Source organism: Bacillus sp. 1780r2a1, assembly GCA_024134725.1.
In the GTDB taxonomy this organism is placed as follows: domain Bacteria; phylum Bacillota; class Bacilli; order Bacillales; family Bacillaceae_H; genus Priestia; species Priestia aryabhattai_A.
Genome location: CP099863.1, coordinates 2,961,619 through 2,986,394, shown reverse-complemented (window position 1 = coordinate 2,986,394; position 24,776 = coordinate 2,961,619). Strand labels below are relative to the sequence as shown.

Annotated in this window: 28 protein-coding genes; 15 read left to right on the top strand and 13 right to left on the bottom strand. The window is 36.7% G+C overall.

Annotated elements, in window-relative coordinates:
• Positions 1–11: 11 nt before the first annotated feature.
• The 4 genes from NIZ91_15000 (at position 12) to NIZ91_14985 (ending at position 3,108) form a co-directional block, all read left to right on the top strand.
• Positions 12–1,349 carry an amino acid permease gene (locus tag NIZ91_15000; GenBank protein USY54050.1) on the top strand — a complete coding sequence of 446 codons (1,338 nt, stop codon included), beginning with the start codon at positions 12–14 and terminating at the stop codon, positions 1,347–1,349.
• Positions 1,350–1,492: 143 nt separating this feature from the next.
• Positions 1,493–1,921, top strand: a complete 429-nt coding sequence (locus NIZ91_14995) for a MarR family transcriptional regulator (GenBank protein USY57184.1) — start codon at positions 1,493–1,495, stop codon at positions 1,919–1,921.
• Positions 1,922–1,945: 24 nt separating this feature from the next.
• The gene (locus NIZ91_14990) at positions 1,946–2,464 is read left to right on the top strand and encodes a GNAT family N-acetyltransferase (protein USY54049.1); all 519 of its coding nucleotides are present in this window, start codon (positions 1,946–1,948) and stop codon (positions 2,462–2,464) included.
• Positions 2,465–2,490: 26 nt separating this feature from the next.
• Positions 2,491–3,108 (top strand): FMN-binding negative transcriptional regulator, encoded by a 618-nt coding sequence (locus NIZ91_14985; protein ID USY54048.1) that lies wholly within the window; start codon positions 2,491–2,493, stop codon positions 3,106–3,108.
• Between the two features lie 131 nt (positions 3,109–3,239).
• Here the strand turns inward: NIZ91_14985 and NIZ91_14980 are convergent, their stop codons facing one another.
• Entirely contained in the window at positions 3,240–3,818 is a 579-nt protein-coding gene (locus NIZ91_14980; protein USY54047.1) for a sugar O-acetyltransferase, read from the bottom strand.
• 365 nt (positions 3,819–4,183) lie between these two features.
• Between NIZ91_14980 and NIZ91_14975 the strand changes: the two genes are divergently transcribed.
• Positions 4,184–5,587, top strand: coding sequence for a glutamate decarboxylase (locus NIZ91_14975; protein ID USY54046.1), 1,404 nt, complete (start codon positions 4,184–4,186; stop codon positions 5,585–5,587).
• Between the two features lie 169 nt (positions 5,588–5,756).
• Here NIZ91_14975 and NIZ91_14970 read toward each other — a convergent pair whose 3' ends face one another.
• The gene (locus tag NIZ91_14970) at positions 5,757–6,278 is read right to left on the bottom strand and encodes a cupin domain-containing protein (GenBank protein ID USY54045.1); all 522 of its coding nucleotides are present in this window, start codon (positions 6,276–6,278) and stop codon (positions 5,757–5,759) included.
• Positions 6,279–6,730: 452 nt separating this feature from the next.
• Here NIZ91_14970 and NIZ91_14965 point away from each other — a divergent pair, with 452 nt between their 5' ends.
• On the top strand, positions 6,731–7,972 hold the full coding sequence (locus tag NIZ91_14965) for an MFS transporter (GenBank protein ID USY54044.1): 1,242 nt from the start codon (positions 6,731–6,733) through the stop codon (positions 7,970–7,972).
• 17 nt (positions 7,973–7,989) lie between these two features.
• Here NIZ91_14965 and NIZ91_14960 read toward each other — a convergent pair whose 3' ends face one another.
• The 4 genes from NIZ91_14960 to NIZ91_14945 form a co-directional block, all read right to left on the bottom strand.
• Positions 7,990–8,364, bottom strand: coding sequence for a YqzG/YhdC family protein (locus tag NIZ91_14960; protein ID USY54043.1), 375 nt, complete (start codon positions 8,362–8,364; stop codon positions 7,990–7,992).
• A 191-nt stretch (positions 8,365–8,555) separates the two neighbouring features.
• Positions 8,556–9,701 (bottom strand): CapA family protein, encoded by a 1,146-nt coding sequence (locus NIZ91_14955; GenBank protein ID USY54042.1) that lies wholly within the window; start codon positions 9,699–9,701, stop codon positions 8,556–8,558.
• Between the two features lie 106 nt (positions 9,702–9,807).
• Complete coding sequence (locus tag NIZ91_14950) at positions 9,808–10,914, bottom strand: endospore germination permease (GenBank protein USY54041.1); 1,107 nt, start codon at positions 10,912–10,914, stop codon at positions 9,808–9,810.
• Between the two features lie 17 nt (positions 10,915–10,931).
• Positions 10,932–11,165 (bottom strand): hypothetical protein, encoded by a 234-nt coding sequence (locus tag NIZ91_14945; GenBank protein USY54040.1) that lies wholly within the window; start codon positions 11,163–11,165, stop codon positions 10,932–10,934.
• A 168-nt stretch (positions 11,166–11,333) separates the two neighbouring features.
• Between NIZ91_14945 and NIZ91_14940 the strand changes: the two genes are divergently transcribed.
• Positions 11,334–11,516 (top strand): CsbD family protein, encoded by a 183-nt coding sequence (locus tag NIZ91_14940; GenBank protein ID USY54039.1) that lies wholly within the window; start codon positions 11,334–11,336, stop codon positions 11,514–11,516.
• A 252-nt stretch (positions 11,517–11,768) separates the two neighbouring features.
• On the opposite strand, the gene NIZ91_14935 is transcribed toward NIZ91_14940, so the two are convergent.
• Positions 11,769–12,311, bottom strand: a complete 543-nt coding sequence (locus tag NIZ91_14935; GenBank protein USY54038.1) for a recombinase family protein — start codon at positions 12,309–12,311, stop codon at positions 11,769–11,771.
• A 175-nt stretch (positions 12,312–12,486) separates the two neighbouring features.
• On the opposite strand from NIZ91_14935, the gene NIZ91_14930 reads away from it, so the two are divergent.
• Positions 12,487–13,950 carry a SulP family inorganic anion transporter gene (locus NIZ91_14930; protein ID USY54037.1) on the top strand — a complete coding sequence of 488 codons (1,464 nt, stop codon included), beginning with the start codon at positions 12,487–12,489 and terminating at the stop codon, positions 13,948–13,950.
• Between the two features lie 117 nt (positions 13,951–14,067).
• Here NIZ91_14930 and NIZ91_14925 read toward each other — a convergent pair whose 3' ends face one another.
• Complete coding sequence (locus NIZ91_14925) at positions 14,068–14,619, bottom strand: HPP family protein (GenBank protein ID USY54036.1); 552 nt, start codon at positions 14,617–14,619, stop codon at positions 14,068–14,070.
• A gap of 291 nt (positions 14,620–14,910) precedes the next feature.
• Here NIZ91_14925 and NIZ91_14920 point away from each other — a divergent pair, with 291 nt between their 5' ends.
• Positions 14,911–17,016, top strand: a complete 2,106-nt coding sequence (locus tag NIZ91_14920; protein USY54035.1) for a glycosyltransferase family 39 protein — start codon at positions 14,911–14,913, stop codon at positions 17,014–17,016.
• On the opposite strand, the gene NIZ91_14915 is transcribed toward NIZ91_14920, so the two are convergent.
• Positions 17,006–17,923, bottom strand: coding sequence for an iron-hydroxamate ABC transporter substrate-binding protein (locus NIZ91_14915; protein USY57183.1), 918 nt, complete (start codon positions 17,921–17,923; stop codon positions 17,006–17,008). The genes NIZ91_14920 and NIZ91_14915 overlap by 11 nt on opposite strands.
• A gap of 133 nt (positions 17,924–18,056) precedes the next feature.
• Positions 18,057–18,305 carry a hypothetical protein gene (locus tag NIZ91_14910; protein USY57182.1) on the bottom strand — a complete coding sequence of 83 codons (249 nt, stop codon included), beginning with the start codon at positions 18,303–18,305 and terminating at the stop codon, positions 18,057–18,059.
• Between the two features lie 90 nt (positions 18,306–18,395).
• Between NIZ91_14910 and NIZ91_14905 the strand changes: the two genes are divergently transcribed.
• Both NIZ91_14905 and NIZ91_14900 read left to right on the top strand, forming a co-directional pair.
• Positions 18,396–18,560 (top strand): hypothetical protein, encoded by a 165-nt coding sequence (locus NIZ91_14905; protein ID USY54034.1) that lies wholly within the window; start codon positions 18,396–18,398, stop codon positions 18,558–18,560.
• A gap of 27 nt (positions 18,561–18,587) precedes the next feature.
• A complete protein-coding gene (locus NIZ91_14900) occupies positions 18,588–19,163 on the top strand; it encodes a hypothetical protein (GenBank protein ID USY54033.1) in 576 nt (191 codons plus the stop codon).
• Positions 19,164–19,226: 63 nt separating this feature from the next.
• Here the strand turns inward: NIZ91_14900 and NIZ91_14895 are convergent, their stop codons facing one another.
• A complete protein-coding gene (locus NIZ91_14895) occupies positions 19,227–19,910 on the bottom strand; it encodes a CPBP family intramembrane metalloprotease (protein ID USY54032.1) in 684 nt (227 codons plus the stop codon).
• Positions 19,911–20,053: 143 nt separating this feature from the next.
• Here NIZ91_14895 and NIZ91_14890 point away from each other — a divergent pair, with 143 nt between their 5' ends.
• Positions 20,054–21,010 carry a peptidoglycan-binding protein gene (locus NIZ91_14890; GenBank protein USY54031.1) on the top strand — a complete coding sequence of 319 codons (957 nt, stop codon included), beginning with the start codon at positions 20,054–20,056 and terminating at the stop codon, positions 21,008–21,010.
• Between the two features lie 21 nt (positions 21,011–21,031).
• Here NIZ91_14890 and NIZ91_14885 read toward each other — a convergent pair whose 3' ends face one another.
• Positions 21,032–22,477 (bottom strand): hypothetical protein, encoded by a 1,446-nt coding sequence (locus NIZ91_14885; protein USY54030.1) that lies wholly within the window; start codon positions 22,475–22,477, stop codon positions 21,032–21,034.
• A 107-nt stretch (positions 22,478–22,584) separates the two neighbouring features.
• The gene (gene lexA / locus NIZ91_14880) at positions 22,585–23,205 is read right to left on the bottom strand and encodes a transcriptional repressor LexA (protein ID USY54029.1); all 621 of its coding nucleotides are present in this window, start codon (positions 23,203–23,205) and stop codon (positions 22,585–22,587) included.
• A gap of 144 nt (positions 23,206–23,349) precedes the next feature.
• Here lexA and NIZ91_14875 point away from each other — a divergent pair, with 144 nt between their 5' ends.
• The 3 genes from NIZ91_14875 to NIZ91_14865 all read left to right on the top strand — a co-directional run bounded on the left by NIZ91_14875 (position 23,350) and on the right by NIZ91_14865 (position 24,727).
• The gene (locus NIZ91_14875; GenBank protein USY54028.1) at positions 23,350–23,685 is read left to right on the top strand and encodes a LysM peptidoglycan-binding domain-containing protein; all 336 of its coding nucleotides are present in this window, start codon (positions 23,350–23,352) and stop codon (positions 23,683–23,685) included.
• Between the two features lie 75 nt (positions 23,686–23,760).
• Positions 23,761–24,432: a recombinase family protein gene (locus NIZ91_14870; protein ID USY54027.1), complete on the top strand. Its 672-nt coding sequence runs from the start codon at positions 23,761–23,763 to the stop codon at positions 24,430–24,432.
• A gap of 64 nt (positions 24,433–24,496) precedes the next feature.
• Positions 24,497–24,727 (top strand): DUF896 domain-containing protein, encoded by a 231-nt coding sequence (locus NIZ91_14865; GenBank protein ID USY54026.1) that lies wholly within the window; start codon positions 24,497–24,499, stop codon positions 24,725–24,727.
• Positions 24,728–24,776 lie beyond the last annotated feature (49 nt).

The window sequence follows — 24,776 nt, the reverse complement described above, 5'->3', positions numbered from 1 at the left end:
AGTGGATTCCTTTGCCGCAGCAAGATTTAAAAAAGGAAATTGGGTTCTTAGCTGCTCTTACGACAGTTATTGGAACAGTTATTGGAGCGGGTGTGTTTTTTAAACCAACCGCTGTTTATGGAGCGACTGGCTCTGCTAGCCTTGGACTTATAGCCTGGTTAATTGGCGGGCTTTTAACAATATGTGCAGGCCTTACAGCTGCTGAATTATCAGCTGCTATTCCTGAAACAGGAGGAATGATGGCCTATCTAAAAAGAACGTATGGAAACCTTGTTGCGTTTTTGCTTGGGTGGGCACAGACGGTTATCTACTTTCCAGCTAATATTGCTGCGCTTGCGATTATCTTTGGAACGCAAACAATCAGCTTATTTGGCTTAACGGCAAACGATAATCAATCTCTCATTGTTATAATTGCTATTGCTACTGCGTTATTTTTGACCTTAATGAATTTTTTAGGTGCAAAAGCTGCGGGGGCAATTCAAACGATTGCCACTGTTTGTAAGCTCATCCCACTAGTACTCATTATTATCTTTGGTTTATTACATAAGGGAGACGTACCGTTTCAGCTGTTTCCAGTAGAAGCAGGGGCAGATAAAGACTTTTTAACAGCGCTGGGATCAGGGTTACTGGCGACCATGTTTGCGTATGACGGCTGGATTTTAGTTGGAAACATTGCAGGGGAAATGAAGAATCCGAAAAAAGATCTTCCAAGAGCTATTATTCTTGGCTTATCTGCTGTTATGACGGTATATCTTCTTATTAACGTTGCGTTTCTTATGGTCATGTCGGCAGCGTCATTAGCGGGTACAGATACGCCAGCATCAGATGCTGCAAGCTTAATTTTTGGTGCTTTTGGTGGGAAGTTTGTCAGTATCGGTATTTTAATTTCTGTATTTGGCTCAATCAATGGTTACGTGATGACAGGAATGCGTATCCCTTATGCGATGGCAACAGAGAATAAGCTTCCATTCAGTAAATGGTTTGGGCGCCTTTCGAAAAAAAGTAAAGTACCTTATAATTCGGGCATTTTTATTTTGTTTATCGCCGTTATTATGATGACAATCGGCGGATTTAACACGCTAACGGACATGCTGGTGTTTGTTATTTGGATTTTCTACACGATGACTTTTGCGGCTGTGCTTATTTTACGTAAGCGTGAACCCGATCTTCAAAGACCTTATCGAGTACCACTTTATCCTGTACTACCACTTATTTCGTTACTAGGTGGATTGTTTATTGTGATTAATACGCTTTTTACACAAACAACGCTTGCTTTGTGGGGGTTAGGTATTACGGCTCTTGGTTTACCGATTTACTTTGCAATGAAAAAGAATCATATTAATAATTAGAAAAGAAGTCTTTTAAGGCTTCTTTTTTTATTGTGTTTTTTGTTGTAAATGCAATAAAAATAAGATATGTTATATATAAATATTTTGTTGTAAATGCAACAAAATGGAGGTGTGACACTGTGGAGATTTTACGAGAAATTGGGATGATTGCAAGAGCACTTGATTCCATCAGTAATATTGAATTCAAAGAATATGACCTTACCAAGGGGCAGTATTTGTATCTTGTTCGGATTTGTGAAAACCCAGGAATCATTCAAGAAAAGCTAGCAGAAATGATAAAGGTTGATCGAACAACGGCAGCTCGCGCTATAAAAAAATTAGAGATAAATAAATTCATTGAAAAAAAAGAAGATATCCAAAACAAAAAGATAAAAAAGCTTTTTCCAACTGAAAAAGGCATGAGTGTTTTTCCAATTATTAAAAGAGAAAATGAGTATTCAAACGAAGTGGCGTTAAACGGATTTTCAAAACAAGAAGTGGAAATGATGGTCGACCTACTTAAACGTGCAAGAAGGAACGTTGAAAAAGACTGGGAGTTTGTTAAAAAAGGAAATAAAAGAACGTATGAATAAGTAGAAAGGAAAGGTAATCACGACATGAATATAAAAATTGAACCTTGCAATTATGAACAATTAGAGCAGCTGCAAGTCATTAGCTATGAAACGTTTGATGAGACGTTTCGACATCAAAATTCTCCTGAAAACATGAAAGCTTATTTAGAAAAAGCGTTTACCCTACAGCAGCTAGAAAAAGAGTGGGTCAATGATTTTTCACGCTTCTTTTTTCTTTACCATGACGATGAGCTAGCAGGCTATTTAAAAGTCAATGTAGATGAAGCTCAGTCTGAAGCAATGGGGGAGGATGCTCTTGAAATTGAAAGAATTTATATTCGAAACAAGCATCAAAAACGTGGTCTTGGCAAGATGCTATTTAATAAAGCTATCGAAGTAGCGTTAGATTTAGGTAAACAAAAGGTTTGGCTAGGCGTTTGGGAGAAAAATGAGAACGCGCTTGCTTTTTATCAAAAACTGGGATTTGTTCAACAAGGGCAACACTCTTTTTATATGGGGAATGAAGAGCAAATTGATTTAATTATGGTTAAAACACGCATCTAAATAATTTTTTAAGGGGACTGGGACGTATGTACATACCGAAGTATTACATGATTCAAGATGAAGAGGTAATATACGAGATTATTAATCAGCACGGGTTTGGTACTTTATTTTCTTATCATAATGGCGAGCCTTTTGCTACGCATTTGCCATTTGATTTACATAGAGAAGAAAAAACTTTATACGGGCATGTAGCTCGAGCGAATGAACAGTGGAAAGATGCTGTCGACCAACAAGTGTTGGCAGTTTTTCAAGGACCACACTGTTACATTTCGCCTTCTTGGTATGAGACCAATCAAACTGTACCTACTTGGAATTACGTTGCTGTTCATGTATCTGGTAAGTTAGAAATTATTAAGGATCAGCACACGATCGTTGAAGTGTTAAATAAATCAGTTGCCAAATATGAAAAGCCGGAAAGCACGTATGAATTAAAAGATGTCCATGCTAATTTACTAGAAGGATTAAGCAAGGGCCTTGTTGCGTTTAAGATTCATATCACAAAAATTGAAGCGCAGGCTAAGCTAAGTCAAAATCATTCAGTTGAACGACGAAAAAGAGTAATTCACCATTTAGAAGAAAGTGGTCAGTACGATAATATACAAGTGGCAGAACTAATGAAAAAAGGATTGGAATTAAAGGAATAAAATTTGAAAGAAAAAAGAGTGAGTTTTTCCATCACTCTTTTTTTAACTAATTAAGATAAAAGCTTTCAGACTAAAGAAGCTACTTGGAAAAGCACTATAGCAAGGAAACAATAATACAAAGTGCGATGGGGTTAAATTTCTTTAACAACTCGACACGGATTGCCTATTGCTAATGAGTTTTCAGGAATTGATTTAGTCACAACGCTTCCAGCGCCAATAACAGAGTTGTTACCAATCGTAACGCCTGGCAAAATTATGGCATTTCCACCAATCCAAACGTTATCCCCAATAGTGACAGGTTTAGTTAAGGTACGGTAAGGTGCTTCGTTTGGCTTATGGTTTGAGTTAATTCGTTCATCAGCTTTTAAAGGGTGGGTCGCTGTATAAATTTGTACGCTTGGTGCAATTAGAACATTTTCACCAATGACGATTTTATTAGTATCTAAAAAGACGCAGTTAAAGTTGATAAATGTATTTTTTCCAATTGAAATATTTTTACCGTAATCGCAAAAAAACGGTTTTTCAATCCAAACGTTTTCTCCAACAAACTCACATAGGTTTTTTAAGATACTTGTTTTATCACCATCTGGATGATTACCAGGCTTATTAAATTCATCCATATAATAGCGTGCTTCTTGGGCCATCTTTAGTAACTCAGGATCCCTAGCATTATAATTCTCACCGTTTAGCATTTTTTCTTTTTCAGTCATGGTTTGGCTCCTTTATTAGGTAAGGTATGTATAACTCAATTAATAGTTTATCCACTTTAAAATAAAAAAGCGAAAAAATAGTGCTTGGTTTTGAGAAAATCCTTCTTTAGTAATACATGATTTTTCTTTCAATAGGCTTATTGCTTAATTAAAAAAAGAGCTTTTCTAGCAACGCCTAGGTTAGAAAAGCTCTTTTTTACATTGAAACGAAGCCTCGAAAGAACATCTAAATTTCTAGAATGAAAGAAACCTTCAATGTTCATAATGTTTAGTAGTGTATAAAGAAGGTTATACAAACAATAGTTAAAAAGGAATTTTTTGTATGTTAGTTAAAGTGTAAAATAAGCTAGAGGAGATGAACAGGTATGCCGCAATGGCACGAAGATCGCGAGCAGAAGAAGCTGCCAAATGAGTTTGAAATTAATCCACTGTTTTCACGACAAGGTGAAAAAACGATACCTCGTCTTAGAATGCGAGATGAAGGAATGCTACCGGATACGGCATATCAAATCATTCATGATGAAATTTCTCTGGATGGAAACGCTCGGTTAAACTTAGCTACGTTTGTCACGACATGGATGGAACCAGATGCAGAACGTTTGTACAAAGAGTCGTTTGATAAAAACATGGTTGATAAAGATGAATACCCTCAAACTGCGGCTATTGAAGAAAGATGTGTTCGTATCTTAGCAGATTTGTGGAATGCACCTGACCCGGAATCTACAATGGGTGTCTCAACAACAGGTTCTTCGGAAGCTTGCATGCTTGGAGGCCTTGCCTTAAAGCGCAGATGGCAGCAAGAGCGAAAGAAAAAAGGACTGCCAACAGCCAAGCCTAATATTGTGTTTAGCTCAGCGGTTCAAGTTGTGTGGGAAAAGTTTGCAAACTATTGGGATGTAGAGCCACGATACGTCAATATTAGTCCTGATGCTCCTTATTTAGATCCCAAGGGAGTGTTAGAAGCAGTTGATGAAAATACGATTGCAGTTGTTCCAATTTTAGGTGTTACATATACAGGAGTTTATGAACCGATCGCTGAAATTGCAAAAGGGTTAGATGAATTAGAAGAGAAAACAGGAATTAATATCCCCATTCACGTAGATGCCGCATCGGGTGGATTTATCGCGCCATTCTTACAGCCGGATTTAGTGTGGGACTTTCGCTTGCCAAGAGTAAAATCAATTAACGTTTCAGGCCACAAATATGGGCTTGTTTACCCAGGTCTAGGATGGGTTATTTGGAGAGAAAAAAACGATCTTCCAGAGGATTTAATCTTCCGCGTATCGTATTTAGGTGGGAACATGCCAACTTTTGCACTGAACTTTTCACGTCCAGGCTCGCAGGTTCTTTTGCAATATTATAATTTCCTTCGGTTAGGAAAAGAAGGCTATTATGCTGTGCAAAAAGCGTCGCAAGAGACAGCTTATTTTTTAAGTGAAGAAATTGGCAAACTAGATTCGTTTGAAGTTCTCTCAAACGGATCAGATATCCCAGTGTTAGCCTGGAAGCTAAAGGATGGTTATACGGATAACTGGACGCTTTATGATTTATCAAGGCAGCTCCGTACATACGGATGGCAGGTTCCAGCTTATCCATTGCCAAAAGACATGGAAGAGATAACGATTATGCGAATTGTAGTACGAAATGGGTTTTCAAGGGATCTCGCCCATTTGCTTCTTATTAATTTAAAGCAAGCTGTTGAATTTTTAAACTCATTAGACCGTCCAATTAAGAAAGATTCAAAATATGATAACGGATTTCACCATTAATAAAACACCAGTTTTCTTCCTTCTTGCAAAGGTTGAAAACTGGTGTTTTATATAAATTAGCAATCGTAATTTATATAAAATATGTTCTAAATAATCAACAATAATTTTAAGGCATGTTATTTAAATTATAAAAAAGAGACAGTAGCGAAGGCTAGTGTCTCTTTGCAATTTATTCTGGCTCTGCTTCCATTGCATCTTGTTTCGTTTGGTGAACGGTTCCGAACGGATGGTTTGGCGGAGCATAAATAGAATAGAGCTTTAGAGCTGTATCTCCTGTATTCGTTAAGTTATGCCATGTTCCTGCAGGTACGATAATGGCAAAGTCATCTGAAACGTCCGTTTGAAACGTTAAGTTATCTTTTCGACTGCCCATTTTAACAGAACCTTGCCCTTGTTCAACCCGTAAGAACTGATCTACGTCTGGATGCATTTCCAAACCAATATCTTCTCCTGGTGCAAGACTCATTAGCGTTACTTGAAAATGCTTTCCTGTCCACAAAGCTGTCCGAAATGTTTCATTTTGCTTTGTCGCTTCGTTAATGTTTACAACGAGTGGGTTTGGACCGTAATCTCTAATTTCTTTTGTTTGATGGTTTCGGCTGCTTGCTGCTGGTGTAGGATAATAAGGTGGATGAAACTGTTGATACATTTGGTGATACCACTGATGGTAATAAGGTGAATTTGGATACATTATTTTTCCTCCTCTAACTAGGTGTTTTCCCTGTTCATCATATGCAGGCGATGTCAGAAAGGGAGGAAGTGTGCTAAAAATGGGCGTTGAAAAGTTAAAGTGTTTTATTCACTTTTGTAAAGCATATGGAATTCCTTCAGTAGTTAGTAATTGTTCAAAGTCATTGTAGTAAGGAAGCAATTTGTCCGCTGTTTCAAAATCCACCCATTCAACTTTTAAAATGTTTTCTTCAACAATTTTTCCTCCTTTGCTCTCTTCATTCTTATAGTACAGATACACTACATGATGAATATTCTTAGAGAGGGGCAAAAAAACAACAAAATTAGAATATTATGTAAAAAAAGTGATTACTATGATAAAATAAAAAGTAATCAGAATGAGCGGGAGGAAGTCCGATGTAAAAGTCTCTTACACTTATAAGCTAAAAACTAAATAAGATGTGAGGGATTTCTATGTCAAAATTTCATAAAGAACAATCATTTCGCTTTCTGTGGATTGGACAAATGCTAGCGAATTTAGGTGATGTATTATATATTGTGAGCTTAACAGCAGCAGTATATCACATAACTAAATCAGTTACCTTTATGTCCTTAATTCCCTTTGTTATTACAATGACAGCGTTAGTAAGCGGTATCGTCGCGCCTTTAATTATTGAAAAGCATCACTTGAAGGCAATTCTATGTTACTCTCAGGCTGGGAAAACGATTTTTTTGCTAGTGCTTTGTTTTATGACATGGCATATAAGAATAGACCTTTTATGGCTAATCTATATAGTAATTGGATGCGTGTCATTTTTAGATGGAGCTGCATCACCAGCTCGCAATGCCCTTGTCCCAAGCTTAATCGCAGAAGAGCGGCTTATAAAAGCAAACAGCTTTTTAGCTATGACTGATCAAATAACAAGACTTATAGCTTGGCCGGCTGGAAGCATACTTATGATATGGTGGGGCGAAGCTAATATGCTATGGTTTACTTTTTTGCTGTTTACCATTTCATCCGCTTTTATGTGGTGTATTCATGTAGAAGGTATCCAAAAAAGCGCAGAAGCGTCATCCAAGCTAGCTGTGGTTAAGGAAGGGTGGACAGTTATTTGGAATTCAAAACAGCTGCGGACAACTAGCATAATGACGATGTTAGAAACTGTGGCTGGAGGGGTTTGGATTGCAGCGATTATACTGGTGTTTGTCGAAGAAAGTCTTCATCAAACGTACGTGTGGTGGGGGATTATCAATGCAGCTTTCTTTGCGGGAATGTTAGTAAGCGGAGCGCTTGTATATCGTTATTCAAAAGTAATGGAGAAAAATTTAGGTCAAGCGATGGTATGGTCCTCGTGTTTCCTAACGGTTCTTACTTTTTGGTTTGGCACGAATTCTATAGCGTGGTTAGCTGCTATAATTTCACTATTGTACGGCTTACCACAAATGGCGAGAGACGTTGCAGAAGTGACTATTATTCAAAAGAATGCCAAGAAAGAGCTGCTAGCAAAAGTACATTCAGCAAGAAATACACTAATCTACGGATCTTTTGGACTTTCTTCGTTACTATTTGGATATATAACAGATTACTTTGGTGTTCGTGTAACGTTTACAATTGCAGCAGGTTTTTGTTTGCTTTCCTTTTTTATTGCAATTCTGAATAGAACTAACCTTATTCAACTATCAGCTGTTAATAATAGAGAAAACCAAGTTGGCTAATCTGCCACTTGGTTTTTTCATTCTTCTTTAAAGTTTATCTTTGAAACAGCTTCTGACGATGTGTTAAATTCAATTGAAACAATTACCGTGAATTTTCGATTGTTTTCATTTAACCAAAGCTTAAAAATTTCTTTTGACATACTGCCTTGTTGTTCTCTTTTTACATGTAAATAGTCATAAATAGCGGCTTTTGGATACTTTTCTTTTGTTTTTTGCATCGCAAGCTTTCCCCACTTTGCGTAAGCAGGCTCTCTAGATTCTGCTGCATAAGCATGAGGAAACGAAGCAAGGTGGGTGAACGAAATAAAAATGAGTGTTAAGCATAAAAGTAACTTTTTCACTAAAATCGACCTTTCTAGTATTAATTGAAATAAATTACGTTTCTTTAGCATTCCTTTTCCTTATCACAGGACTTGTTGATTTTTTGCAAAAGCATAGTGTTAAAAAAAGTGCTTTCACAGCTGTGCTAGCTATTCTTAGTGTGTGAAAGATGATGGAATTTATGTTAGAATTCTAAAAACGAATACATAAAAGGTAATGGTCTCTGTGTTAAAAACCTCAATGCTTCCCAACCAGTCTTATTTTATTTAATTTCTTGATTATAAACCAGCCAATTAGGTTTTGATATTTGAGAAGACCGTTCCAAAATTTTATTCATGACACGATCTTTCTCGGAGCCTTCGAGAGGCGTGGGTTGGTAGTTGTTTCTAGACGCGATAGACGAAATGCTATAGGGAATAATAGCAATATCCTTTTTATCAGTTAACTTCTTGTTTTTAAAATGAAAGGTTTGTTGAAAAACAAAGGTATCTTTATCTCTAGGATTCTTATTACCCCCAAACATGAAATTTCCTAGGCTATATACAATAAATTTTCCTTGATATTCTTCAATACCTTGCACAACATGAGGATGATGACCTAAGATGACGCTTGCGCCGCTATCAATTGTATAGCGAGCTAGTGCTTGTTGGCTTTCAAGCGGGATTTCACTTCGTTCTACTCCCCAGTGAAAATGAACAATAATAATGGCTGCTCCTTGTGTTTTTAATGTTTGAATATCACGATTAATTTGTGATCGTAAATTTCGCGTATCGTCCCATCCCTCATAGCCCAGAGCTCCCACCTTTATTCCTTTGATTTCTTTTATATAGGTATGCCCGTTTCCAAAATATCCGATATGCGCATCCGTCAGATGACGAATCGTATCTTTGTATCCTTGTTCTAGGTAATCGTATGTGTGATTGTTTGCTAGGTTAACGGCTTCAATGTTAGCGAGTTGTAATATTTTTGTATAAGACGGATCTCCTTTAAAACGAAATTTTTTAGCAGCCTTTGCGGTCGCAGTCGTTAAAGGAGTTTCTAAGTTAACCGTTGTCAAATCATCACGACTAAATAAAGTAGATATATGTTCAATGAAAAAAGGAAGCCCATTTTGCTTCGCCTCATCATTGAAGCTATTAGGATAAGGAAAAGTTTCGTCACTCCCAATGGTAAAATCACCAGCAGCGCTAATCTTTATTGTTGTGCCTTTTGTTTCCTTCGGATAAGTAGCTACTTTTTTTTCAGAAACATTAGCTGGTTTCTCGAACGTAGACACTTGCTGCCTCGCTTTTTTCGAATCGCCACCAGTGTTAATAACTGCTAGGTAAATAATGCAAGCAAGTACAGCGATTGTAATGATTCCTCTTTTACGAACTCTGATTTCTCGGTTATTAATCTTTAATTTCATTTTTATTGTTCCTCCAAAGCTATTCTGTTCTTAGTAAACAGAATAGCTTTGGAGTATTTCAATGGTATCTCCACTTGTTTCTAATTTGTATCGAAGAATGAAAAAGTTATACGTTTGCTTCAGATTGACGTTTTTTGCGAAATATCCCCACTATAAAAAGAAGCAGTGGATAGATCAATCCGAAAATTAAGCTATAAGATAGCCACGTCTCACTATCCCAATTTCTTTGGTAACTAATGCTTGGATAGACAGTAATTGATAATACAATAGCCATAATAGCAAAGGGCATGGTAAAAGCTTTATACTCTTTTAATCCAAAAATTTGTGCAAAGCTTGAGACTGTACTGTAAAAGTAAATAGCTAGCTTAAAGTACAGAGAAATAAACCACATAATGGCAATGATAATTTCGATTCCTTGCAGAAATGTACCCATGTTAATTCTCATTCCTAGCTCATAACTAGGATAAGAAGCACTTGCAGAAAGAAATGGTCCTAAAACCAAAGTACTTAATAAAATGAGAATGCACATAATGGCTCCACCTATAATACCACCTTTTAAAAAGGAAGGTTTTGCTTCTTTAAGCCGGCTTATATGAGCTGGATATAGCATAAGTAAAGCAGGAAAAGTAAGATAGCTAATATTAACAAAAGTAAATGTAGAGCTAATAAGTGATTTTAAGTCTATAGCCACTATAGGCTGAAGATTTTTAAAATCGCTTTGTGGCGTAATAAAACAGATTAACGCAATAAATGGTATGACAAACCATGGAAATAAAATTTGAGCTGACCTTGCTAAATTTTCTACTCCTGATCGAACTCCAATCGCTACAACAAGCATAAATGCAATATTGATTAATAAAATAGGAGTTTCGTCAATTACCTGTGTGGCTAAAAAGCTTCCTAAGTAATATAAAACTTCACCACAAAACAAGAAGACAGAAAGAAAAAAAAGAAGAGATACAGCCTTGCCAACCCACTTCCCTAGAAGATATTCATTTAGTTCAATTAGCGTTTTATCAGGAGAAAGATTCCCGATTGCCGCATATAACTGAATAAGAATAACGCCAATTATAATTCCTAAAAGAGCCGGAATCCATGCGTCTTGTTTTGCATCAGCAGCTATAGCTGAGGGTACAACAAGAATAGCGCTTCCTACACAGTGCAACGTGACCAATATTCTAAACTGAGTAGGGGATATTTTATTTTTCTTCATAGTTGTTTCACCCATTTTTATCTTAGAATCTGAACTAGAATATCAGTAAGAGGTTTTAAAAGAAAAGCAACCCCGTTTAAAGGATTAGGAACGTCTTGTAATACACCCCTAGCCATAACCATGCTAAAGCTAATTGCAAGCAAAAAAATAAGCACTTTAAATTCTTTGTGCATGTTTGCTTTTCGTAAACGAGGAACGTCAATCTTTAGAATAAATATCGAAGCTAAGACAAGACAGATTATAGGAATCATTTTTATTTCATGCACTCCTGTTGCGTTGGTTACGTTTAGTTATTGCCTTAGTGAAAGGTTTTTATCAGTTTAGTTAAAAAATTGCTTGTTTTAACATGAGAAATTCGTTTCATGACGAGACGCGTCGGGTATACAAAATATAACAAATCAAATATAGGAGGGATTGCAATGAGTAATCAAAATCAGGGTTTAGGAGATAAAGTAAAAGGTGCTGTTAACAAGGCAAAAGGTGAAGTAAAAGATCAAGTAGGTAGCGCGACAAACAACAAAAAACTTCAAGCAAGCGGTAAAAAAGATAAGGCAAAAGGACAAGTACAAGAAGGTGTAGGAAAGTTTAAAGACGGTCAGTAAACTGGTGAAAAAGTAGGCATTGTATTGGACAAGCCTGCTTTTTTTAATTAAACAAAGTATTATGAAATTAAAGTAAGTGGATTTTATAGAGGAATGAGTGCTACTATTACATTATTGGTACGAACAATACCACCATACCCCTTTGACTTAAAGTCAAAAAATCCTAGTTATCCCCTTGATAACTAAGACCTTACTGGTCAATTTTAGTTTGATGTAGATGAAAAAGCGCTGCTTGCGAGCAGCGCTTTTTCGTTATCCTTCTAAATATCGATATAGCGTTGACTTACTAATTCCCGTTTTTTCTTTAATATCTGATAATGTGTAGTTTTTGCTTTGATACATTTCAATTGCCTTTTTTACATTTTCATCTGGTTTTCGTGGACGCCCAGTCGAAACTCCTTTTTTCTTCGCTCGTGAGACCCCTTGCTTTGTTCGCTCGCTAATAACATCGCTTTGGAAGTCTAAAAGATGCTTTACTGTATGTACAAATATCTTTCCATTAGATAAGCTCGTATCAATGTCTTCATCAAGAAATTGAACGTATGCTCCTTTTGCTTGAATTGCTTCAAGCAGCTCCAAAAGGTGTCTAGTAGAGTCAGCTAACGTGAAGAAACGTTTAACAACTAGCTGATCATTTGCTAAAAGACTATCAATTAAGTTTGCTAACTGAACTCGTTTTTTTGCACAGCCATGTTCTTCTTTTATAATAGTATCGCATGGAATTTCTTTTAGAGATAGTTCTTGATTCTTACAGTTTATATCTCCTTCGTAAGGCCTCATGTATCCAATAATCATCTCACTGCTCCCTTGCTAATTAGTGCATGTCTTTTATCATACCACAAAGAAAATTATAAATAAAAAGTATCAAAAAGGTTCCATTTTGGGAAAAAGAGTGGTAGACTACTTTTTGTTGAAGACGAATTCGGCTTGCGAGTAGCGAGTCAAAATAAAAGGATAAGAGGTGCAGGATTTGGTAGATAAAATTAAGCAAGAATGGTTTTCAAACATCCGTGCTGACGTACTAGCAGGAATCGTAGTTGCTTTAGCACTAATTCCAGAAGCCATTGCATTTTCGATTATTGCAGGCGTTGATCCGATGGTGGGTTTGTATGCTTCGTTTTGTATTGCCGTTATTATTTCATTCGTTGGTGGCAGACCAGGAATGATTTCAGCAGCAACAGGCGCTATGGCTTTACTGATGGTACCATTAGTAAAAGGCTACGGACTAAACTATTTATTAGCAGCGACTATTTTAACAGGAGTGATTCAACTTTTATTTGGTATTTTTAAAGTAGCTAAGCTAATGAAATTTATTCCAAGAGCGGTTATGATAGGCTTTGTAAACTCTTTAGCTATTTTAATTTTTATGGCTCAGGTTCCACATTTTTTTGGAATCTCTACTTTAACATACGTGTTTGTAGCAATTACACTCATCATTGTGTATCTTGTACCACGATTTTTTAAAGCAATTCCAGCACCGCTTATTGCCATTGTCGTGTTAACCATTGTGGCTATATCAAGTGGTGCAGACTTACGTACAGTAGGAGACTTAGGAGTAATTAAACAATCCTTACCGTCGTTTTTGATTCCAGACGTTCCGTTTACGTTTGAAACCCTTACTATTATCTTTCCGTACTCTGTTGCATTAGCTATTGTTGGATTATTAGAGTCGCTTTTAACAGCGACAATTGTAGATGATATGACGAATACTGAAAGTGATAAAAATAAAGAAGCAAAGGGTCAAGGTATCGCTAACTTTGTGACAGGATTTTTTGGTGGAATGGCAGGATGTGCGATGATTGGACAGTCAGTCATCAACGTTAAATCAGGTGGTCGAAGTCGCTTGTCGACTTTCGTAGCTGGAATGTTTTTGATGTTTTTAATTCTGATTTTAGGTCAACTTGTTGTGCAAATTCCAATGCCTGTACTCGCTGGAATTATGATTATGGTTTCCACCGGAACGTTCGATTGGTCTTCCTTTAAATATGCTGTTACCGCACCAAAAGGTGATGTAATTGTCATGATTGTCACGATGGCAATCGTTGTGGCAACACACGACTTATCAAAAGGAGTTATTGCAGGCGTAATTTTAAGTGCAGTGTTATTTGTAGCAAAAATCTCAAAGATTAATCTTTATCAAAAGGTAGAAGGTTCCAACTTACTTGTTAACGTAGAAGGACCTTTATTCTTTGCTTCAGTTGAAAGCTTTGTAAATGCTTTTGACTTTACAGCTGATGCTAAATCCGTCGTTATTAACTTTTCAAATGCCAAGGTTTGGGATGATTCAGCTGTAGGTGCTATTGACAAGGTTGTGATGAAATATCGCGAACATGGAACGAATGTTGCAATTGAAGGATTAGATTCGACTAGTAAAAGATTAGTAGATAAGCTCGCGATTTATGATCGCTCAAATGTTAAGCCGTCAGCTCATTGAGTTTAAAACTTTATTATTGGAGATAGGCTACTAACTATAGCCTTGATCTTGTTTAGATTGAAAAAACGGATACGTGTGTATCCGTTTTTTTGAAGTCCAATTTATGAAGTAGCGCAGTCAAAACCAATGCGTCGGATACTGCCTTGCACGAAAGGCATTATTATAGATGGTTGAAATAAACACGACTACCAAAGCACCGAAAACAATAGGAAGTAGAAACTTCCACGTTACTTCGTTATTGATGGCAACGAGAGCACTAGCTGCTGCTGGAGGGTGCATTGTTTCTGTAAGAGCCATAAGAAAAAGGACAAATGCTAATACAAACACGAGGGAAAAAACACTTTTGCCTAGTAAACCAAGTATAATAATTGCGCAAGTTGTAGAAAGAAAGTGTCCTCCAATGACATGTCGAGGTTGTGAAAGTAAACTTTTGTGAGCACCGAAGACTAAAATACAGCTTGCACCAAGAGGAGCTATAGCCATAGGGTAACCTAGGTGTAAAACGATAAAACTAACGACAAGCATGGCAATTAATGCACCTGCAGCAGAAATAGTTGAATCTATATAATCGATTTTTCCGCGTTGTCTCATAGTTCCTTTCATTTTCTTAAAATATGAAATAAAAACAATAGTAGATTGGTGAGCATGCTTTGTAAGTTTCTTTTCCACAGTAGCAAGTAAAGCTCCTTTCCAAAACAGTTATGTTAAGTATAGAATGTTTTATCTATTTAAATATTCTATAATAAAAACTATTTTGTTCAAGGGGCTATCAATTTTTCAAACTAATAGAACATTCAAGCTTGTAGGTAATTATTTAAATAAAAGCATCCAAAACTCGAGAAGATGATTTTAATAATAGGCACTTAAATAGATAATCATTCATGAATTTTTCACCGTTCATTTTCAGTTCACATTTCCTTGCTAAACTGTGTAACAAATGATGAACAAAAGGAGAAGTTTATGAAAAAAATCACGCAACGATTGGATCTAGTATTAGTTTTAAGCTTGGTAGCTACACTAGTATTAAATACATACAACATTTGGCAGGACGGGGCTGCGAACCAATATTATTTAGCTGCGGTGAAAAGCATGACTCAGAGCTTTCACAATTTCTTTTACGCTTCATTTGACCCGTCTGGCTTCGTGACGGTGGATAAACCACCTGTTGTGCTATGGATTCAAACTATTTTTGCACTTTTGTTTGGCGTGCACACATGGAGCGTGATCTTACCCCAAGCCCTTGCTGGAGCAGGATCAGTTTACTTACTTTATAAAATGGTTCAACCGACGTTCGAAGATGGAGCAGCTCGAATTGCTGCAATTGTCATGGCGTTAACTCCTATTGCAGTAGCAGTAAGCCGAACGAATAATATTGACAGTCTGTTAGTATTTACACTTCTTTTAGGTACTTGGTGTTTAATGAAATCGCTGAAATCAGGAAAGATCCTTTGGCTTATATTTGCTTTTGGACTAATTGGACTGGGCTTTAATATGAAAATGCTTCAAGCATTTATGGTATTACCAGCTTTTATCGTCATGTACGCTGTTGCTGCACGGAAGTCAGTAAAAAAAAGAATTTTATCACTTATACTGTCTATGTTTGTATTAGCAAGCGTTTCGCTATCGTGGGCTTTGGTAGTAGAGTACGTGTCAGAAGATAATCGTCCTTACGTTGGTAGCAGCCAAACGAATTCAGTTTTGGAGTTAGCTTTTGGTTATAACGGTACGGAACGTCTTTTAGGGCAAACAACAGGAAATGCAAGAGCTGGAATGGGCGGATTTGGAGAACAAGGAAGTGTTCAGGCATCAAAGAATATATCAATTCCTGACGACTCAGAAAGTGACGATGCTCAAGGGACACCTCCGTCAATGAACGGAAATAATCAGCCGCCGCAAATGCCTCAAAATCAAGGGGATGGTGGACCTCCAGGAAACAATAATTCAAGAGGGCCACAAGGAAGTGTAGGAACTGGAGGTAGCCAAAGTATGAATATGTTTGGAACAGGTGAAGCAGGTCCACTTCGATTATTTCAGTCGGCTTTATCTGGGCAAATTAGCTGGGTGTTGCCTTTTGCATTAATGGGAATTTTAGCGGTAGCACTGACCGCATTTCGTGAGCGAAGAAAGAAAGAATGGCAAGAAGCGATGTTTTGGACTGCATGGCTGGTTCCAGTAGCCGGGTTTTTTAGCATTGCGGGATTTTTTCATCACTACTATTTAATTATGCTTGCTCCTCCAATTGCCGCTTTGTGCGGGATTGGCTGGAGTGCAATGTATCGCTTATACAAAGAGTGTAACGATTGGAAAAGTTATTTACTACCCGCAGCAGTGGGAGTTACTGTCATCTTTCAAACGTATATTCTAGGCTCTTACACAGAGCAAATTGGAAGCGTATGGATGTATACATTAGGTATTGTAGGTGTAATGCTGACAGTTGCTTTTGTTATACTGAAGAGTCACGACATAGCTAGAAAAAGACTGTCAATTATCAGTTTATGTATCCTTTTGATAGCGCCAATGTATTGGTCTGTGACTCCTATCCTTTACGGTGGAAATAGTGTACTCCCCGAATCAGGGCCGCAGCTTAGCAACTCAATGAACGAAGGTGGAATATTTAGCTCAAACGTGAATAGCGAGCTTCTTTCATACCTTCGCGAAAATAATACGGGAGAAGAGTACTTATTTGCGACGCTCACAACCGTTACGGCCGCACCTTATATTATTGATGCTAATGAAAGCGTCATGGCATTAGGAGGGTTCAACGGTACGGACCCTATTCTAACAACGAGTGAGCTAGAGGGTCTTGTAAAGAAAGGGAAGGTTAAATATTTTTTACTGAGCGGGGATAACTCAGGAAATAGCGAACTTGTTAAATGGATTAAAATTCATGGTGTCGAAATTTCACAAGAACACTATTTAAGTGAAGAAGACCAAGGGAAGAATAATCTTGGTATGGATCGAGGTTTTGGTAGTAGAAACCAAGAGGCGCTTTATAAAATAGAAATAAAGAATAATAGAAAAAGGTACGAGGTGTCAAACCTCGTACCTTTTTCTATTATTCTTTAAGGAATGACTTTTCATAAAAGCTTAAAAGATGTTCTAGCGTAATAGGATCGCTGTAAGTTGATGCTTTGGCATTGATTTCAAAAACCTGGCCATTTTTTACAGCAGGGATGTTTTTCCATACTGCTGTTTTTAAAAATGAATTGTCCCCGTCTGCATACTTACTTAAAATCATATAATCACCAGCAAACTCAGGAAGAAGCTCGGCAGAAATCGTATGAATACCGGATTTAAGCGCCGTTTCTTTAACTTTTTCAGGCATGTTTAAACCCATAGCTTGATATAAGATTTCCGTTCCGCGTGCGTAGTTGTTTCCAAACACATAAAATTCTTTGTTGCCACTTTCAATAACCGAAACCGTCGCGTCTTCACCGATTTTTGCACGAATTTCTTCACCAGCAGCAGCTGCACGCTTTTTAAAATCATCGACCCATGCGGTAGCTTCAGCTTCTTTATTTAGTAGCTTTCCGATTTCAATTTGCTGTGATAAATAGTCAAGCTTCCCCCATGTAAAAGCAACGGTAGGAGCAATTTCGCTTAATTTTTTTATGTTTTTCATTTCTGAGCCAGCAATGATTAAATCAGGCTCTAACTCCATAATTTTTTCTAAATCATCTTCTGATACAACTTCTACCCCTTTTACTTTTTCTTTAAAAAGTGGGTTTGCGCTGCTCCATTCATCAATTCCAACGATGTTGCCATCTAGAGACATTACGTTAGGGCCGTTAGAAAGAGCGATAATACGCTTGGGGCTTTTAGGAACTTCTATCGATCCATTTTCAGCTTCATACGTAAATGTTTCACTTTTGTTTCCACCTTCGTTTTGAGAGACCGTTTCTGCGTTGTTACCACACGCACTCACTAGTATCGCAAGCAACAGCAAAAATGGAATAGTTAAGAGCTTCTTCAGTGTAATCTACCCCTTTATGTATATTGTTAATAATGATAATCATTTTCAATTATATAGTAGAAGAAAACATTGTCAATAAAAAGTACTAAATAAAAACCTTTGAGAGTAGTGTCAAAGGTTTTTAGACAAAGCTTTATGAAATTTCTTTTAAAATAGCAGGAAGATTTGTTGTGAAAAGGAGATAGGGTTGCTTTTTGGTTTTGATGCAAATTCGATCAGTCGTTCCGTATGGTGTACCAATACGAATTGAGTCATCTTGTTGACCACCATATGTATCATCTTCTTGAATCTCAATAATATCATCAAGAGGAATCGTAAACGTAGAGAGCTGCCACTTAATAACTAACTGTTCATTCGTCTTTTTGACTGTAATCCCAAACATCATATCACCCTTCCAATGTATATAACATTATTTTACAATTGAACCAAATATCAAACAAGTAATTTTCTTCCACTTAGATAGGTGGGTTGAATGGAAGGAAGGATTATGAACACGTTCATGTCGCATCAAGTTTTAAAACCAAAAGAAGTTGTAAAGAATTTGGAAAATCTTATAGAAAAGCAAAGCCACGTTCAAACATACGATTGGACACAGTTTCTACCTTTACATAAAAATGAAAAAAGAGGGCATAGATAAGTGTACGCTCTGTAGAGGGGGATTTTGATGAGTGAAGAACAGTATTGGCAAACGATTCATAAAACCCAAGATCACCTAAATCATTTATTTTATGATTATTGGAAGCAGTATTCAGACTTTGGAAACTGGCAGTTTTGGGCTGTTTTAGCATTAGCAGTATTCCCGCTTGTATTACTTTGTTTTACGGTAGACCGAAAACGAATTTTTGAGCTTTTTTTCTTCGGCTATACGGTGCATATTCTATGGACTTATATTGATATTGCGCTTGGGCGAAGTAACCACCTTACACATGCTTATTTTCTAATTCCGATATTACCAAACGCATCTAACATTACCGCTTCTGTACTTCCAGTTGGCTTTTTACTTCTCTATCAATATTGCACAAAACACAGTAAGAACTTTTATATCTATACCATTATAGTAAGCGCGCTCTTTGCATTTGGCTTAGCACCGTTAGAAAAAAGTTTAGGATTAATTGAAGCGCGTAAGAGCATGAATTTATTTTACGTGTTTCTAATAGACCTAGGTATTGTATACTTTGCTTATTGGATTACTAAATGGCTATTAAATATTCAAAAGAAAGAGCAAGCTTTAGATAAATAAAAAAAGAATGTTGAATACTCAACATTCTTTTTTTATTTAAGCAGAACAGTTGTGTGTAAACATTTAAGCCAGAGCTGCCAATACAATCGCAATTCCGTTAAAAACGCCGTGGATAATCATTCCCGGTACCACAGAACCTGTTTTTTCATAAGCCCAGCATAGAATAATGCCAGATATGAAATTAACTAGCAATGTATTGTAGGTTGGCAAGTGAGCCAATGTAAATAATAATGAGCTGATAAGAGTGGCATTGAAAATACCCCATCGTCGAAACCAACGATACAGAAAACCTCGATAAAAAATTTCTTCGTATACAGGAGAAACAATACTAGCTGATATAAAACCAATCATAAAATTCATAAAGGTTAAACGTGATTGAAGACTTTCAGTTTTTTGATTGCTTGTACCAATGCCAAGTAACTCCATTACTATCACAGCTATGATACTCATTATAATTAATAGAAGAGTTAGCCAAGTAATGGTTATCCAAGCCTTTTGAGGGAATGTTTTTAATCCTACTTCTGTCCAATGAAGATGATTAGGCCGTAAAGCTACTACGTAAACACCTACTGTGAAAAGAATGGCCATCACCAATCCAGTTAATGTACCCGCATATAAATCATTTTGTAAAATAGCGTTTAGCTCTTTTTTGAAAAGATATTCAATTGCAATAGGTACAACAATAAACACAAGGCCTAATAATAGCGTTAGTTCTTTCCAACTCCATATACGCTTATTCCAATTCATTTTTTCAACTCCTAAGTAATGGGCTGCCTTTATGTATATTAGCTGTGCATGAACAATATCCTTTTTAATTTTGATTGAGGTTATTGCTTTGCATCAATACTTTTTTCTGCTAGGGTAGTACAAAAGCATAGGAGCGTGATGATATGCAAAATCGTAGTGTGCATAATCCATTGATTATTGATGTGTCACATCATCAAGGAAAAATTGATTGGAACCGAGTAGCTAGATCCGGCGTGCAGGGGGCATATATTAAGTTAACAGAAGGGAAAACGTTTACAGATCCAAGGGTATATGAGAATTACGATGGAGCTAAGAGAGCTGGTTTACCTGTTGGCTTTTATCACTATGCGCACTGTACCAACGACCCTAAACAGGAAGTGGCCTTTTTTTTACAGCAGCTTCAGTCAATGGAGTTTGATTTTCCCCCATGCCTAGATTTAGAAGTCAATAAAGGGAAAAGTCCTGAGTTTGTCTCTAGGTTTGGACAAGCATGGCTAAAGGAAATGGAGAAAAATACAGGTGTACAGCCGTTGTTATATAGCGGCTACCACTTTGCTAAAACATACTTCTCAAAGGAACTTTCTCATTATCCTCTTTGGATTGCTCGTTATAGTAGCAGCAATCGCGCAGAAGGATTTGATTGCCCGGGAAATCTACTTGGTTGGTCAGAATGGGCCATGTTTCAATATACAGATCAGGGAAAAGTTGAAGGAATTTCTACACATGTCGACTTAAATGAAATGAACATTGCGTTTTTTCAAGATATCACTGAGGCCAAGCCAGGCATACTAAGCACAGTGGCAACCTCTTTTCAACAAATAAAAAGTCAATTTGTGAAAAGACCTAAATCTTCTCTCCCCAAGAGCATATTAAAGAAGGGAGCAAGGGGAGAAGAAGTATACACGCTTCAAAAAGCTCTGGCATCAGTTTACTTTTATCCTAATAAATCGGCTCCTAATCATGGCATAGATGGAATTTATGGAGCAAATACGGCTGATGCGGTTGCTCGTTTTCAAAAGGTCTATTTGCCAAAGGAAGTAGATGGAATTTACGGACCGAATGTTCGAGTAAAATTAGAGAAAGTGATGAAAGAACAATGACGAGCATAGAACCTATGCTCGTCATTGTTGAAGGCGGTCTTTAATTAGCTTATATAGGGCGTTTATACCTAGGCTAATGCTAATTGTAATTCCTGATAAGGCAACGATAAATGCGATGTATTCAAACATTGAATAATCTTTTATCGCACTCCAATTTAGGTTTTTATTCCAGCTTTCGATAACTAAGTTCATTCCATAGATACCAGATAAGACAGTATAGATTGTTAAAATTAATAGTAGATAATTATGCCGCTTCCCTGCAATTTTTTCTTGATTTTGATATAAAGTCCCAAGTGTTTCTTTCACCTCTTGATAGAGTGAATCAATGTGAAACGTCTTTTTGAAAAGTCTAGAAAATTCTTGCCCTTCCGTTCGGGAACTGATTTCTAAAAACAAGTATTTACCCGAAAAGAGCGTGATGGAGCGAATGAGTCGTTCAATGTCATTTTGGTCTTTTTCAAATGTAAGTTGCGAATATTGATAAGATAGTTTCAATAGTACAATCTTATAAAAGAAATGTAAAAATAAATTATAGTAGTGCTGACCAAATAGATGATTCATTAACATTTGATCCGTCTCTTCATCAGCTGAATGTGAAATACAAGAAAAAACGTGATCTGTTACAACATAGTATGTTTCGGGCATCCATCGCTTGTATACGTGTTGATCATTGTATTCGTCAATATATTGTTGGTTTCTAGCTGAAATAAATGGTTTACCGCCAGTATCATAGCTGTTCAGTTGTCCAGTTCGAAATAATGTTCCACTGCTAATAGGCTGTTCATTGTTGACGGTCACATAACTTAGTACGTACATGCGTTCATCAATAAAATAAGGCAAACTTCCAAAGTGTTTGCTGTGCTGTGTTTCTTGCTCAATATAAGGTTTTAGAAACGGGGTTAAATTTGAAAAAATATAATCTTGTACTTTATCATAGGTTTTATTTTCGTATGTAATGGTTGCTCCATGCTCTTCAGCCAGTTTAGGCTCCAATACGCGAAACTGATTCATAAATTCAATGACGTCATCGTACGAATAATGGTTTCCCTTTACTTCGGTACGAATCGTCATTACACCGATTTCAAATGGGCATAAAAAAATATCAATAGACAACACTTCGTTTAAAATGGTTGACGCCTTTGTTTCAAATGTAATCTCTTGATTCATTTTTTTTGAAAATCGAATAAGTCCAGTTTCTTTCGTTGATTGAGGAAAAAGAATACATTCAATATAAGGAAGAAAATATTGATCAAGACTAGCATGAGAAACAAAGTAGTCCTCGCTATAAAATTTCTTTTCTAAATCTTTATTTTCTAGAGAAAAAAAGTCAAACTCATGTTTATTAAGAGCGGAAATTAAATCTTTTTTCTCTTTTCGATTAAAAGAAAAAGGAAACAAGAACATATTCATTGCATGATTAGGTGTAATATCTTGAAAAGGAGAGTTCATTGCTTGCGGCTTATTCACTAAAAAATCCCTCCCTTACGTTTTTCATTGTGGCTCTTTAAGTAATATACCTATATTTGACCAAAAAAAAACATAAAGAAACCAGCTGATTTTCCAGCTGGTTTGTTTTAATGAATAGAACGGTATACTCCAATGACTTTTCCTAAAATAGTTACATGGCGTAAGATAATAGGTGCCATTGTAGAGTTTTCTGGCTGTAAGCGAACAAAATTATCTTCTTTAAAGAAACGTTTTACAGTTGCTTCGTTGTCTTCGGTCATTGCTACAACAATATCGCCGTTATTAGCTGTTTGTTGTTGGCGAACAATTACCATATCTCCATCTAAGATACCAGCTTCAATCATACTTTCTCCCATGATTTCTAGCATAAATACTTGCTCATCAGGAGAGGCATACTTGTCAGGTAATGGAAAGTACTCTTCTACATTTTCAATTGCAGTAATTGGAAAACCCGCCGTAACTTTACCAATAACAGGAACATTTATCACTGCGCTGTGTGGAATGGTCACATCAGCCTCTGCTTGAAGAATCTCAATTGCTCTTGGTTTTGTTGGATCTCTACGAATTAGCCCTTTGCTTTCTAAACGAGCTAAGTGCCCGTGAACTGTTGAACTAGATGCTAAACCAACTGCTTCACCAATTTCACGAACAGATGGCGGATATCCTTTTAATTTCACTTCATGCTTAATGAAATCTAGTATTTCTTGTTGCCGTTTTGATAGCTTCATATATTTCACCTCATCTTTAGCTATTCTTTGCTATAAATTATATCATGGCTATATATAATATACAAACATAAGTTCGAAAAAACCCATTGACAGAAACGGGTGTTCGCAATAAAATGAGAACATACATTCTGAGGGGGATTTGAGATGAGACCATTAATTGAATCTATTAAGCATTACACTACCTTTTTTGTGGTTATCGCCGCACTTACATATGTCTTGACGTTATTATTAGGAGCAGATAGAGTGGAGTTAGAAAAATACACAACTGTTACCATTGCAAAGGGTGATACTATTTGGGAATTATCCCAAGAATATAGTAAGCATCATAATTTATCACCAAACGAATTTGTAGAATGGGTCCAAAATATGAATGAGCTAACTGTTCCATCTACACAGTCGCTTTCTCCGGGAGATCAGCTATATATTCCGGTACTAAAATCTGAGTTAGCAAGTGATCATCAGATTGCTTTTGATAAATGAACTAGAACTACGAGTCCCCTGCTAAATGATGGTAGGGGTTTTATTATTTTGAAATAAAGAAAGGGAGCTAGATAGATGAAAGCAGTTATCTATTGTCGAGTAAGTACAGATAAAGAAGCGCAAGAAACATCGTTAAAGAGGCAGGAAGAAGAGTTAATGCAGCTTGCTAAGGTGCATAATTTTACAGTTGGTGAAGTTATCTCTGAAAAAGCGAGCGGTTATGAAGTTGACCGAGAAGGAATATTAGAAGTGTTAGAATTGGTAAAATCAGAAGGTGTTTCGACCTTGCTCATTCAGGATGAGACACGACTAGGACGAGGGAATGCAAGGATTGCTTTATTACATGCATTAAATAAGGAAAAAGTAGCAATTTATACGATTAGTCATCAGGGACAGCTACAGCTATCAGAAGCTGATTCCATGTTGTTAAACATCATTAGCTTGGTAGAGGAACATCAAAGGAAATTACATAATGCAAAGATTAAACGAGGGATGAAAAGAGCGGTTGCCAATGGTTATCATCCAGAGCATAATTTAAAGAACCAGCATGTAAACTCAGGTAGAGACCGAAAGGAAGTTCCTATAGAAGAGATTGTACAACTACGTAACAACGGCTTAACGTTTGCAGAAATTGCTGTCACCCTAAAGGGCTTTGGCTATAAGGTGTCAAAAGCAACTGTACATCGTCGCTATCAGGAGTACTGCGATGATCAAGGCGAGCTTCTTGCTAAAAAACAAGAGATTTAGTAAGATGTGTGTACGTATTGTATTATGGTTTAAATTGTATTAAAAAGCGAGGAGTTCTGACAAAATGTTGTCTAAAGATAAAATGGCACGAATCAATCACCTATCTAAAAAATCAAAGGCGGAAGGTTTAACAGAAGCTGAAGCCACAGAGCAGCAAGAGCTTCGTAAAGAATACTTACAAACGTTCCGTCAATCAATGACAAATCACCTTCATACAATCAAAGTCGTTGATGAAAAAGGGAATGACGTAACCCCTAAAAAACTGAAAGATAGCAAAAAGAAGCGTCTACACTAAGGCGATAGTTTGCTGTGGTGCAAAAACTAGAGAAATGAGTTTCTCTAGT